A 13,662-nucleotide genomic window follows, 5' to 3' on the forward strand; every position below is an offset into this window, starting at 1 on the left:
ACAACGAGGAGAGAGCCGATGAGACCCCTTTCAGAGCATGTCTGCGCCCTGCTGCCAAAGCTGCAACAGTGGCGTCGCGACTTCCATCACTACGCCGAATCGGGCTGGCTTGAGTTCCGCACCGCGACGTTAGTCGCAGAAGAACTGCATAAGCTCGGTTATCAACTGGAGCTGGGCCGTGAAGTGATCGACGCCGATGCGCGGATGGGCTTACCTGACGAAGCCGTACTGAAGCAGCAGGAGGCGCGCGCGTTACAGCAGGGCGCGCTACCGCAGTGGATCAGCCACTTCTCCGGCGGATTCTGCGGCATTGTGGCGACACTTGAGACCGGTCGCCCCGGTCCGGTGATGGGCTTTCGCGTCGATATGGATGCACTGGATCTCAATGAAAGCCAGGCCGACGATCATCTGCCACAGCGTGAAGGGTTCGCCTCCTGCAACGCCGGCATGATGCACGCCTGCGCCCATGACGGTCACACCACCATTGGTCTGGGCCTCGCTTCCGTGCTGATGGCGATGAAAGATGAACTCAGCGGCACAATTAAACTGATCTTCCAGCCCGCCGAAGAGGGTGTGCGTGGTGCCAAAGCGATGGTCGCGGCGGGCGTGGTCGATGACGTTGAGCGTTTCACCGCAATTCATATCGGTACCGGCGTGCCGGCAGGCGAAGTGGTATGCGGCAGCGACAGCTTCCTGGCTACTACCAAGCTGGATGTTCACTTCACCGGCGTCGGTGCTCATGCGGGTGGTCGCCCGGAAGAGGGGCGCAACGCCCTGCTGGCTGCCGCACAGGCGACGCTGGCGCTGCATGGCTTAACACAGCACAGCGGCGGCGTGGCGCGGGTTAACGTTGGCGTGCTACAGGCAGGAACCGGCCGCAATGTGGTGGCCTACTGCGCCCTGCTGAAAGTCGAAACCCGTGGCGTCACTAATCAGGTGAATGACGATATTTATCAGCAGGCGCTGCGAGTGATTGCCGGTGCAGCCGCGATGTATGGCGTTGAGCAGCAGGTTTCATTAATGGGTGCTGCACGCAGCTGTACCCCGACACAGCCGTGGGTCGATTTTATCCATCAGCAGGCAGATGCACTCGGCATATTCGACTCTGTGGTCGATCGTAAAGCGCAGGCGGCAGGTTCGGAGGATGCCACTTACATGATGGAGCGCGTAAAGCAGCGTGGCGGTCAGGCCTCTTACGTCATTTTTGGCTGTGAACTGGCGGCGGGTCACCACAATGCGAAATTCGACTTTGATGAGCGGGTCATGCCAGACGCCATCACGTTGCTGGCAACGCTGGCGCTGAATCAGGCACAGTTCGGAGGATCACAATGATTGAAGCATTTATTGCCGGGTATATCGATCGCCATCAGCTCCGCTTCAGCACGCTCAGTGACGCCATCTGGGACACGCCGGAAACCCGTTTTGCCGAAACCCGATCCTCTGCTCTGCTGGCTGACGCGCTGGAAAAAGAAGGATTCACTGTGGAACGCGGTGTGGGTGGCATCGACACCGCCTTTATCGCCAGCGTGGGCAGCGGCAAGCCGGTGCTCGCTATCCTCGGCGAGTTCGATGCGCTGGCTGGTCTGAGCCAGCAGTCGGGCTGTGCACGGCCGCAGCCGCTGGAGGCTAACGGCAACGGACACGGCTGCGGCCACAACCTGCTCGGTACAGCAGGTGTAGCCGCGGTGTGCGCCGTAAAAGCCTGGATGGAACAGCATCACACGGGCGGCACGGTTCGCTTTTACGGTTGCCCTGGCGAAGAAGGCGGATCGGGCAAAACTTTTATGGTGCGCGAAGGGCTGTTTGACGACGTTGATGCCGCGGTGACCTGGCATCCTGAAGGCTTCAGCGGCATGTTCAATTTGCGCACGCTCGCCAATATCCAGGCGGCGTTCAGCTTTAAAGGCATCGCGGCGCACGCGGCCAACTCTCCCCACCTGGGCCGCAGCGCGCTGGATGCCGTCACGCTGATGAATACCGGTGCCAACTTTCTGCGCGAGCATATCGTGCAGGAAGCGCGTCTGCACTACGCCATCACCAATAGCGGTGGCGTTTCACCGAATGTGGTGCAGGCCGATGCAGAGGTGCTTTACCTGATTCGCGCCCCGGAACTGCCGCAGGCGCAGGCGATCTACGAACGGGTGATTAACATCGCCAGGGGCGCTGCACTGATGACCGACACCACGCTGACCGTGCGTTTTGACAAAGCCTGTTCAGACTACGTGCCTAATCGTGCACTTGAAGCGGTCATGGAGCGCTATTTGCATCAGTTTGGTTTGCCCGACTACAGCGACGAAGAGCGCGCGTTTGCGGCGGAACTGCGTGCCACTCTGACCGATGACGATCTGCGCAACGCCCGGCTCAATGCCGCCCGTACGGGTGGCGAAGCCGGTCATGCCTGGGCTGCGCAACTGGGCAATAAGCTGTTCATGGATGAGGTCGCGCCCTATGCGGTTACGCGTGAGCTGCTGTATGGCTCCACCGATGTCGGCGATGTCAGCTGGATGACGCCGACCGCACAGTGCTTTGCTCCCTGTTTTACCTTCGGCACGCCGCTGCACACCTGGCAACTGGTGGCGCAGGGCCGCACCACTATCGGGCATAAGGGGATGTTTCTGGCAGGCAAAGTGATGGCGGCCACGGTGTTAACACTGCTAACGGATCCGCAGGCGCTGGCTGGCTGCCGGGCCGAGTTTGAACGGGTGCGCGCCGCGCAGCCTTATATCTGTCCGATCCCGGCGGGGATCACACCAACAAAACTGGCCGAATGAGCCACCGGCCGTGTCTCTGACACGGACCACTATAAAAATAGTGCAAACACATCCCTGCTTCAGCGGAGCCGACTCTGAACTCACCGTCGGTCATATACCATGACCGACGCCAGACCGGGCCTGCGCCGATAAGGGAAACACAAGACGAGAACCCATACCATGGAAGCAACATCCGAGAACCGAAGCCCCGGCAGGCTCTTCAGCTGGATCGAGCGTGTGGGCAATAAAGTGCCCAACCCGTTCTTACTGTTTGTTTATTTGATCGTGGTGCTGATGGTGGCAACCGCCATTATCAGCGCAATGGATCTGGCGGTAAAGAACCCCAGTAACGGTGAAATGGTGCGGGTGAACAACCTGCTGAGCGTCGCAGGCATTCAGTGGATCCTGCCCAATATCATCAAAAACTTCAGCAGCTTCACCCCGCTGGGATCGATTCTGGCGCTGGTGATTGGTGCCGGTCTGGCGGAAAAAGTCGGCCTGCTACAGTCACTGATGGTGAAGATGGCGTCGCGCGTCAGCCGTCGTTACGCCAGCTATATGGTGCTGTTTATCGCCTTCTTCAGCCATATTTCCTCGGATGCCGCGCTGGTGGTGATGCCGCCACTCGGTGCGCTGATCTTCCTGGCAGTGGGCCGTCATCCGGTTGCAGGCCTGCTGGCGGCCATTGCCGGCGTCGCCTCTGGCTTTACCGCCAATCTGCTGATTGTCACCACCGATGTGCTGCTCTCGGGCATCAGCACCGAAGCGGCCAAAGCCGTCAGCGACACGGTGCATGTCAGCGTCATCGACAACTGGTTCTTTATGGCGACCTCGGTGATTGTGCTGACGATAGTGGGCGCGCTGCTCACTGATAAATTCGTCGAGCCGCGCCTGCCGCAGTGGCAGGGCAACGGTGAGAAGCTGGCGGCACTGACGCCTCTGGAGAACCGCGGTTTGCGGGCCGCCGGGATCGCCGCGCTGCTGTTTATCGCCCTGATGGCGCTGCTGGTGGTGCCCGAAAATGCACCGCTACGCAATCCCACCACCGGCGCCATCATTCCTTCGCCTTTTATTCAGGGCATTGTGCCCATCATCATTCTGTTCTTCTTTGTGGTGGCGATTGCTTACGGCGTGGTGACACGGCAGATCCGCCGTCCGGATGATATCCCGCAGCTGCTGGTCGATCCGATGAAGGGCATGGCGGGCTTTATTGTGATGGTGTTTCCGCTGTCGCAGTTCGTGGCGTTCTTCAACTGGAGCAACATGGGAAAATTCATGGCAATCGGGCTGACCGATGTGCTGGAAAGCGCAGGCGTCAGCGGCGCGCCCGCCTTTCTGGGCCTGATGTTCCTGTCGGCGTTTCTCTGTATGTTTATCGCCAGCGGCTCAGCAATCTGGTCAATTCTGGCGCCGGTCTTTGTGCCGATGTTTATGCTGCTCGGCTTTCATCCCGCCTTCGCTCAGATGATTTTCCGCATCGCTGACTCCGCCGTACTGCCGCTGGCACCCATGTCGCCCTTCCTGCCGCTGTTCCTGGCCTTTTTGCAGCGTTATCAGAAAGATGCGCAGCTCGGCACCTATTACGTGCTGATTTTCCCCTATCCGCTGGTGTTCTTTATCAGCTGGATAGCGCTGCTGATGGTGTGGTATCTGCTGGGTCTGCCAATTGGGCCGGGTGTCTGGCCGAAACTGCCTTAAGTCTCAGTGCCACCGATGCAGGCATTATCGGTGGCGCTTTCTCTCTTTTCCGGCTGGGGGATATCGGGGCATGGGTTGAGTGCCCGAATAGCCTTCACATCGGCCACCGTATAGCGCGTAACACGACCAGGCACCCGGACGCCGTTTTTGATCTCAACAGCTTCTTCCAGCGATGCTTTCAGCTCGTCAAAAAAACTCACGTTAACCTCATCTTTCCGTAATTGGGTCTGCTTCTTCAGCTCAGCTTTTTTCGCGTCCGTGAAGAAAGTGTCACAAAGCGGGACTATGCTAGCGCAAGGACGCCATTTGCATCCATGCGGACCTGCCCTCACGTGACCGGGCTGAGAGACAGCCCGGAATTTGCGGCATGCAGATCCTGCTCCAGTCGTCGCTGCCGGAGTACGTGCGCCACAGATGGCAAAACCTGCAACGTACATTGTTAAATCGTCAGCAACGCCCCGCTCGGCAACGGCGGATGAATTGATTATTCTGCTATTTCTTCGCTTGCTAACGGTTAACTCTGTTAATCCTTATCTGACCGGCTGCGAGTCGTCTCACACTGCCTGAGGTTCATGCTGAAATGACCACTACCTCCACCAGCCTGCCGCCACTGCACGCTTCACCGGCGGCCCGCAACAGCTTAGCCGCACGGGTTGATGCGCTGCCCTCCTCCACGGGTTTGTGGCGCTTTATTACGCTGCTGGCGCTGGGCGGTTTTTTTGAGCTTTATGACCTGTTTGAAACCGGCTATATCAGCACCGGCCTGCTATCCGCAGGCGTATTTCACACCGGCGCGGCAGGCGTGCTGGGCTTCTCCGATCAGGCGGCATTCGCCTCGGCCACTTTTCTCGGTCTGTTTTTCGGTGCCAGCCTGCTGGCGCCCTACGCTGACCGCTTTGGTCGCCGTCTGACCTTTATGTGTGCGCTGCTGTGGTATGGGCTGTTTTCACTGCTGATGGCGTTCCAGCAGAGTGCGGAGATGATTATTCTGTTCCGCTTCCTGGTGGGGATCGGGCTGGGCGTCGAGCTGGTGACCATTGACACCTATCTGTCGGAGTGGGTGCCGACCCATCTTCGCAGCCGCGCCTTTGCCTTCTCTTTTTTCGTGCAGTTTTTGTCGGTACCCGCCGTGGCGCTGATGTCCTGGTGGCTGATTCCGCAAACGCTGCTCAGTCTTGAAGGCTGGCGCTGGGTGGTGATCGCAGGCGCGGTCTGTTCACTGGTGATCTGGCTGGTGCGCAGAAATCTGCCGGAGTCGGCACGCTGGCTGGCGCAGCAGGGCCGTCATCAGGAGGCGCATCAGGTATTGTCCACGATGGAGCAGCGCTGTGGTATCCCGGCTGGCCCCGCTGTTCAGCCCGATGACGCCGCAGGGCAGCTGCCAAAACGAGGGCGTTTCAGCGAGATATGGTCACCCGCTTACCGCAAGCGCACCCTGATGCTGGTGGTGATGAACTTTTTCCAGGCGATCGGCTTTTTCGGCTTTGGTAACTGGCTGCCTGCGCTGCTGTCAGGAAACGGTGCCACGGTGACGCACAGTTTGCTTTATGCCTTCTTCATCACGCTGGCCTATCCGCTCGGTTCGCTGATCTGCAGCCGCTACGCTGACAAGCTGGAGAATAAGTGGCAGATCGTCCTGTCGTCGCTGATGACGGTGGTGTTCGGCACGCTGTTCGCCTTCCAGACGCAGCCAGTGTTGCTGATTCTCTGCGGCTTCCTGATCACCTGGTCCAACGCCTGGCTGACCTTCAGCTTCCACGCCTATCAGACCGAGATCTTCCCGACCCATATCCGCGCGCGGGCAGTCGGCTTCTGCTACTCCTTCAGTCGCCTTTCTACGGTCTTCAGCAGTATTCTGATTGGGGTGATATTGCAGTATGCCGGCACGCCAGGCGTAATCACCTTTATCGTGCTGAGCATGGTGATGGTGATGCTGTCGGTAGGGATTTACGGGCCGAAAACACGCGGAATCGATCTGGAGAATATTTAAAAAAAAGGCCGTCATCCTGTTGATGACGGCCTCTGTTACTGTCGGTTATTTACCTTCCAGTACGCTGATATCCGCACTGCCCAGCCGATCTTTCTCATCTTTACGCAGCTCAGCGACCTGTTTCGCGCTGACCTGTTTTGACGCCGTGTTGCCCCAGCTGTTGCGCACGAAGTTCACCACGTCCGCCACCTGCTGATCGTTCAGACGCCAGCCAAATGCTGGCATAGTAATGGTCGAGGGCGCGCCATTCACGCCAGGCAACTGCCCGCCCACCAGCACGATATGGATCAGGGAGGTGGGATCGTCCGCCAGAACGACCGGATTACCGCGCAGCGCTGGATAGAAGCGTTTATAGCCACTGCCATCGGTTTTATGACATGCCGCGCAGCTGTCAACGTAGGTTGCAGCACCCGTCTGGCTGTCATCACCACGCCACAGCGCTTTTGCCGTGGCATCATCCACGCTGAACGCTGCCTGATGGGGATCTTTCGCACCCAGTGACTTCAGATAGCGCGCAATTGCCGTGATATCAGACTCGCTCAGGTGCTGCAGACTGTGTTCCACCACATCGGTCATGCCACCGAACGCGGCAGTCTGGTCGTTGCGGCCATAACGCAGGAACTGACGCAGATCGTCTTCGCTCCAGCGCCCCAGCCCATCGCGGTTATCGCCGCGCAGGTTGCTGGCGGTCCAGCCATCAATAGGTGCACTGCTGCCCGCCAGATAGTCGCTGCCCTCTTCGTTAGTCAGCGCCTTCTCCTGCATGGTGATGCTACGCGGTGTATGACAGGCCCCGCAGTGGCCCAGTCCTTCAACCAGATAGCGACCGCGTGCCAGCACCGGATCTTCCTCTGCTGCAGGCTGGAATGCTTTCACGTCGGGCGCAAAAATCCCGCGCCAGACCGCCAGCGGCCAGCGCATCGATAGCGGCCAGGGGATGTCGCTCTCCCGATTTGGCTGATTAACCGCCGCAACGCCATGCATGAAGTAAGCGTAAAGCGCCTTCATGTCTTCATCGCTGACCACGGCGTAGGAGGGATAGGGCATCGCCGGATAGAGCGTTTCGCCGTTTTTCGCTACGCCGTGACGCACCGCTTTCTGGAAGTCGTCGTAGCTGTATTCACCAATGCCGGTGTCGCGATCGGGCGTAATGTTGGTGGAGTAGATAGTGCCAATGGGTGTCGCCATCGGCAGACCACCGGCAAACGCCGCGCCGCCTTTGCTGGTGTGGCAGGCAACACAGTCCCCGGCACGCGCCAGATACTCACCCCGTTTAACCAGATCGTCCTGGTTGCTCTCCGCCAGTGCGGCAAACGTCAGAGAGCCAAGAATCAGAGCCAGAATGCTATTTTTCATCGCCATATCCTTATGCCTGCACCAGTGGGCCGGGGTTTTTCAGGTAGTGTTCGCGAATCGCTTTGGCTGACCAGTAAGTCAGCGCCGCCACCATGCCGGTCGGGTTGTAACCCAGTCCCTGCGGGAAGGCAGATGCGCCTGGAACAAAGACATTCGGCACATCCCAGCTTTGCAGATAACGGTTAACCGCACTGGTTTTGGGATCGTCGCCCATGATCGCCCCGCCGCTGATATGGGTGGTCTGATACACCGTGGAGTCAAAATGGGTGCCCGGCTTTTTCGCGCCGCCGATGATCATCTTTGGATTCATCGCTTCAGCAATATTGCGCATCTTACCGACCATAAACTGCGCCATTTTGATGTCGTTATCCTGCCAGTCAAAGGTCATGCGCAGCAGCGGCTGCCCATAGGCATCCTTGTAGTTAGGATCGAGATCGAGGTAATTGGCGCGATAGGACTGGTGAGCGCCATGCGCATCCATCGACAGGTGATGCGTGTAGGTGTCCGCTACCGCCGCTTTCCATTTGCTGCCCCAGTTAGGCGTACCCGCAGGCACTGGCAGGCCAGAGATCGGTTTGGTGCCCGCCTGGTTGACCCAGAATGGCGAACCGCCGACAAAGCCCAGTGGCCCATGGTCGAAGTTATCCGCGTTGAAATCATCCACCGCGACGCCTGCACCACCCGCACCGATAAACGGATTGGTGGTGGTGTTTTTATCAAACAGCGCCTTGAGCGTAGAGAGGTTCTGATAGGCGAAGTTACGGCCCACAGTGCCTTCGTTGGTCATCGGATTGTACGGTTTGCCAATGCCCGACAGCAGCATCAGATGCACATTGTGGAACTGGAAGGCGGAAAGAATGACCAGATCTGCGGGCTGAACCTGCTCACGGCCCTGTCCATCCACATAGGTCACGCCGGTGGCACGCGTTTTGTCATCGCTGAGATTGACCCGCAGTACATAGGAGTTGTTGCGCAGCTCAAACTTCGGCTCCTGACGCAGCGCGGGCAGGATATTGACGTTCGGCGACGCTTTGGAATACATGTAGCAGGCGTAGCCGCTGCAGTAACCGCAGAAGTTGCACGGCCCCATCTGCGCGCCATAGGTATTGGTGTACGGACCTGACGTATTGGCGGAGGGCAGATCATAAGGATGATAACCCACTGACTCTGCCGCCTGAGCAAACAACTGCGCCGAGTAAGTACGCTTCTGCGCGGGCAGCGGGAAGTTATCTGAGCGGTCGGGCGCAAACGGGTTACCACCTTTATCTTTGCCGACCACTTTACCTTTGATACTCCAGGCGCTGCCTGAGGTGCCAAAGACTTTTTCCGCCTTGTCGAAGAACGGCTCCAGTTCATCGTAGCTGACGCCAAAATCCTGAATCGTCATGCCTTCCGGAATGAAGTTTTTACCGTAGCGCTCTTCGTAATGGCTGCGCATCCGCAGCTCAACGGGATCAACACGGAAATGGACGCCTGACCAGTGCAGGCCTGCGCCACCGGTACCGGTGCCGGGCAAAAATGCCGCCAGCTGGCGATAAGGTACCGCCGTCTGAGAAGCGTCATGACGAATCGTCACGGTGCTTTTGGAGAGGTCCTGGAAGAGCTTTTTGCGGACGTTATAGGTCAGCTCATCAATGGACTGCGGATAGGATCCATCGGGATAGGTATCACGATGCGGCCCGCGCTCCAGCGCCAGTACGTTAAGGCCCGCTTCAGTCAGCTCTTTCGCCATAATCGCGCCTGCCCAGCCGAAGCCGACAATGACCGCATCCACTTTTTTCATTTCGTTTGCCATGCTTAGCTTCTCTCTCCGCGAATCGACACTGACGGGAACGGATACCGTTCGCCGCGCTCTACCCAATCCATAAAGTCGGCGCGGGCGCCAGGGAAGTTGATCAGCTTCCAGCCGACCATGCCCTGATTCCCGCCGTGGATAGGATCGCTAAAGAAGCCTTCACGGGTGTTCTGCAGCAGGAAGCTGAAGAAGACTTTTGCCGGCAGCTGGCTGAATTCCGCGCTGCCACTCTCCATCGCCTGCAATAAGGCATCCTGCTGCTCACCGCTGAGCTGAGCAAAGACCTTGCCGTGCTGCTTTTTGCTGTAATTATCGGCATCGGCCAGACCAAGGCGGTAAATCTGCTGTGGCACCAGCGGCAGCTGATAGCCCAGCTCTTTCGGCAGGTCGGGATTAAACGGACCCTGCATATACCAGTTCGATCCCGTGGCATACGGCGTATTCATTTGACGATCGATAAATTCCGGCACGCCCGCTTCCAGCGCTCCCGGTCCGCGTTCATCGCTGGGAATCAGGCGTGCCACGGCGGCGGTAATAAAGGCAAACTCTTCGGCGGTAAACCAGTTCGGCTGGTAATCACGTGCCTGCTGCGGTGCGGCCGGGGTTTCAGCCGCCTGCGCGGCCAGCGGAAGGGAGAGCGCGCCCATTGCGGTGGAGCCTACCGCCATCGCAGGCGCCAGGGTAATTGTCTTCAGCAAAAAATCCCTGCGTGAATGACCCTTTTTTTGTTCTGACATGACATTGCCTCATTCCCGCACTCACTGGCGGTATGAAAAAGTGGTGGTTGCGTTGTAATGGTTTTTATCAGCAGATACAGGCGTGGCGCCTGCTTGTTACCGGTAACAAACCTGCATATTGTATCACTGCCATTCACAAAGATTTAGTTCAAAGAAACAAAATCGCACAATTTCATTAACATCTATCTTCTTCCTGTCATGAGCAGAAACAACAGACTACAGACAGCGACACGTCAAAAACGTTATAACAAGCAATACACAACAGCGGAGTACCTATGTTTAAGTCTTTTTTTCCGCGGCCAGCGCTGTTTTTCAGCTCTGCGGCTGTCTGGAGCTTATTAGCAATTTTTGCCTGGTTCGGCTTTGCCGCCCATCTGCCAGGCATCTGGCCCACTTTTGAAACCGCAATGAAGCAGCCCCTCCCAACGACGGCGGCGCGTTTTATTGCCGCAAGTCAGCTCTGGTTTTATCTCTATTACTGGATAATGGTAGCTATTTTTGCCGGGGCCTGGCGGCTTATTGATCCGCATCCATGGCGGCGCTGGTCTGTGTGGGGTTCTGCGCTGATCATCTTTGTCACCTGGTTTGGCGTGCAGGTAGGTGTCGCCATTAATGCCTGGTATGGCCCGTTCTACGATCTGATTCAGAAAGCGCTGACCAAAGCGGGATCGGTGCAGATTGCAGAGTTTTACCATGAGGTTATCTCTTTTCTCGGCATCGCATTAATCGCGGTGGTGATTGGCGTACTCAACTCCTTCTTTATCAGCCACTGGGTTTTCCGCTGGCGTACGGCCATGAATAACTACTACATGCACAACTGGCAGCGCCTGCGTCATGTCGAAGGTGCTGCACAGCGTGTGCAGGAAGACACCATGCGGTTTGCAACCACGCTGGAAAACTGGGGGGTGAGTTTTATTCAGGCGATTATGACGCTGGTCGCGTTTTTGCCGGTGCTGGTCGCGCTGTCACATCATGTGAAAGATATTCCGATCCTCGGCAATATTCCTTACGCGCTGGTGATAGCCGCTGTGCTCTGGTCCGTATTCGGCACCGGGTTGCTGGCGCTGGTTGGGATTAAGCTGCCGGGGCTGGAGTTCCGCAATCAGCGGGTTGAAGCCGCCTACCGTAAAGAGCTGGTTTACGGCGAAGACAATGCCGATCGCGCCGGGCCACAAACGGTGCAGGAGCTGTTCAGTCGGGTACGGGTTAACTACTTCCGACTCTATTTCCATTATCTCTATTTCAATATCACCCGCATTCTCTATCTGCAGGTCGATAATGTGTTTGGTCTTTTCCTGCTGTTCCCGTCGATTGTCGCGGGCACGATTACGCTGGGCTTACTCAACCAGATCACCAACGTGTTTGATCAGGTACGCGGCTCGTTCCAGTATCTGATCGCCTCCTGGTCAACGCTGATCGAACTGATGTCGATCTACAAACGTCTGCGCAGCTTTGAGCAGATTCTGGATGATGTGCCGCACGATGAGATGATGCGCGAGGCATCGGAAGACGTGTAACGGGTGAGGATTGCCGTTTTTTGACATAAAAAAGCCACTCGTCAGAGTGGCTTTTTCGTTTGCAAAATCTGGAAGTAAAATCTTTTACTTCAGCAGAAACGCCGCCAGGACGCCCGAAGGCGTCCTGTCAGCATCAGAGGGTAAAGTGCAGCTTATTTCAGCAGCTCAGCAGTCATGTGAACGCCGTTGTTGTTGTAGGCTTCAGTGATTTTATATGAAGCACCAGCATCCTGAGCCTGCGCAGCGATTTTCGCTTCAGCACCGTCCAGCGTAGAGTCGACAGCGGTCACAGATTGGGCGAAGCTGGCGAATGGCAGAACAGAAAGGGCGATAACAGCTGCAAAAGTTTTGATAGATTTCATGGTCAATTCCTCGGTTAATTTTTATCAGGTAAGGCGTGCTGCCTTGTTGATAGATATATTAGCCCTGAAGTTGATCAGTAAAAAGCGGAGGGTTTTGCTTAACTCATTCAATAAAACTGATGATAAAAAGCACATTTCGCACAGTTATCACTCAAAAGGTTAATAATCCATATTCAATAAAAAAGGCAGCATAACGCGCTGCCTTCAGAGAATTATCCGTGATGCCTTACCCGGCTGAAGATAGTTAGCGCAGCCAGCAGCATCAGTACGCCGCTGGCAACAAACACACCGCCTGCGCCGCGCAGGTCAAACATCCAGCCGCCTGCCGCCGCACCAACGGTAATCGCCAGCTGGATAGTGGCAACCAGTAAACCGCCGCCCGATTCCGCATCATCCGGCACCGCGCGTGAAATCCACGTAGACCAGCCGGTTGGCATCGAACCAAACGCCATCCCCCAGATCGCCACGCCCGCGCCGACCAGCCAGCTGACATCACCAAAGCTCACCAGCAGCAGCGCGGTGATACTCATTAACAGCGCCATGCCACTCAGCGTCAGCGACACACTGCGGGTGACCAGATAACCGGCCAGCGAGGTGCCAAAGAAGTTCGCTACGCCAAAGGCCAGCAGCACCAGCGACAGCTGATTGAGGTTGAGCTGCGCGACACCTTCCAGAAACGGACGCAGGTAAGTAAAGAAAGCGAAGTGGCCGGTAAACATCATGATCACGGCCAGCATGCCCCACCGCATCACACCGATACGCAGCAGTGCCAGCACCCCGCCGTTGCGGGCTTTGTTCTCTGCCGGCATGGCGGGCAGCGTAAAGAATTGCCACAGCAGCGCCACCGCGCCCAGCCCGGCGGTCAGCATAAAGATGTTGCGCCAGCCGACCAGTCCACCGAGATAGCTGCCAAGCGGCGTAGCGATAATTGTCGCCAGCGAGATACCACTAAACACAATAGAGAGTGCACGTGGCACCTGATCGCTGGGCACCAGACGCATAGTGATAGCGGTTGAAAGTGTCCAGAAGCCACCAATGGCCATACCCAGCAGCACCCGCGCCAGCAGGATTACCGTCAGGTCAGCCGCAAAGGCCACCATCAGCGCAGAGGCGATCAGCAACAGTGAAAAAACCAGCATCACAATACGGCGGTCAATTCGCCGCGTGACGCTGCCGGTCACCAGGCTGGTAAACAGCGCGACCAGTGCAGTAATAGTGACGGTCTGTCCCGCCTGCCCTTCGGATACACCGAGACTGTGCGCCATCGGCGTCAACAGACTCACAGGTAAAAATTCGGCGGTGATGAGGCTGAACACCCCAAATGCCATGGCAAATACCGCACCCCACGCGGGACGGGTCGGCGAGGAAACCTCATCAGCCACTTCGGTTGTCAGACTCATGCTGCTTCTCCGGAAGATAAAAAAAGTGAGTGTGAGCATAGAGTGTCGCATCAGGAC

10 protein-coding genes and 1 pseudogene are annotated in these 13,662 nt (G+C 57.2%); 5 read left to right on the forward strand and 6 right to left on the reverse strand.

Annotated features, from left to right (window positions below; all coding sequences use genetic code 11):
- The first annotated feature begins 18 nt into the window (after positions 1–18).
- The 3 genes from NP77_RS14295 (at position 19) to abgT (ending at position 4,448) form a co-directional block, all read left to right on the forward strand.
- The gene (locus NP77_RS14295) at positions 19–1,332 is read left to right on the forward strand and encodes an amidohydrolase (protein ID WP_039660649.1); all 1,314 of its coding nucleotides are present in this window, start codon (positions 19–21) and stop codon (positions 1,330–1,332) included.
- Positions 1,329–2,771, forward strand: coding sequence for a M20 family metallopeptidase (locus NP77_RS14300; RefSeq protein ID WP_039660650.1), 1,443 nt, complete (start codon positions 1,329–1,331; stop codon positions 2,769–2,771). The genes NP77_RS14295 and NP77_RS14300 overlap by 4 nt, the downstream gene beginning before the upstream one ends.
- A 159-nt stretch (positions 2,772–2,930) precedes the next feature.
- Positions 2,931–4,448 carry a p-aminobenzoyl-glutamate transporter gene (gene abgT, locus NP77_RS14305; RefSeq protein ID WP_033763392.1) on the forward strand — a complete coding sequence of 506 codons (1,518 nt, stop codon included), beginning with the start codon at positions 2,931–2,933 and terminating at the stop codon, positions 4,446–4,448.
- An 80-nt stretch (positions 4,449–4,528) separates the two neighbouring features.
- Here abgT and nadS read toward each other — a convergent pair.
- Positions 4,529–4,648 (reverse strand): annotated as a pseudogene (gene nadS / locus NP77_RS24010) (NadS family protein); the annotation flags it as partial.
- Between the two features lie 380 nt (positions 4,649–5,028).
- Here nadS and NP77_RS14315 point away from each other — a divergent pair.
- The gene (locus NP77_RS14315; protein WP_003855702.1) at positions 5,029–6,438 is read left to right on the forward strand and encodes an MFS transporter; all 1,410 of its coding nucleotides are present in this window, start codon (positions 5,029–5,031) and stop codon (positions 6,436–6,438) included.
- A gap of 45 nt (positions 6,439–6,483) precedes the next feature.
- Here NP77_RS14315 and NP77_RS14320 read toward each other — a convergent pair whose 3' ends face one another.
- From NP77_RS14320 to NP77_RS14330, 3 genes are read right to left on the reverse strand one after another with little or no spacing between them, the layout of a single operon-like run.
- Entirely contained in the window at positions 6,484–7,794 is a 1,311-nt protein-coding gene (locus NP77_RS14320) for a cytochrome c (protein ID WP_039660692.1), read from the reverse strand.
- A gap of 10 nt (positions 7,795–7,804) precedes the next feature.
- Positions 7,805–9,589 (reverse strand): GMC family oxidoreductase, encoded by a 1,785-nt coding sequence (locus NP77_RS14325; protein ID WP_039660652.1) that lies wholly within the window; start codon positions 9,587–9,589, stop codon positions 7,805–7,807.
- A gap of 2 nt (positions 9,590–9,591) precedes the next feature.
- A complete protein-coding gene (locus NP77_RS14330; protein WP_008926626.1) occupies positions 9,592–10,326 on the reverse strand; it encodes a gluconate 2-dehydrogenase subunit 3 family protein in 735 nt (244 codons plus the stop codon).
- A 275-nt stretch (positions 10,327–10,601) separates the two neighbouring features.
- Between NP77_RS14330 and sbmA the strand changes: the two genes are divergently transcribed.
- The gene (gene sbmA, locus NP77_RS14335) at positions 10,602–11,843 is read left to right on the forward strand and encodes a peptide antibiotic transporter SbmA (RefSeq protein WP_008926625.1); all 1,242 of its coding nucleotides are present in this window, start codon (positions 10,602–10,604) and stop codon (positions 11,841–11,843) included.
- Between the two features lie 152 nt (positions 11,844–11,995).
- Here sbmA and NP77_RS14340 read toward each other — a convergent pair whose 3' ends face one another.
- Positions 11,996–12,205, reverse strand: a complete 210-nt coding sequence (locus NP77_RS14340; RefSeq protein WP_039660655.1) for a DUF1471 domain-containing protein — start codon at positions 12,203–12,205, stop codon at positions 11,996–11,998.
- Between the two features lie 212 nt (positions 12,206–12,417).
- A complete protein-coding gene (locus tag NP77_RS14345) occupies positions 12,418–13,605 on the reverse strand; it encodes an MFS transporter (protein WP_003855706.1) in 1,188 nt (395 codons plus the stop codon).
- Positions 13,606–13,662 lie beyond the last annotated feature (57 nt).

The sequence above is a fragment of the Pantoea sp. MBLJ3 genome, from assembly GCF_000816655.1.
Lineage (GTDB): Bacteria > Pseudomonadota > Gammaproteobacteria > Enterobacterales > Enterobacteriaceae > Pantoea > Pantoea eucalypti.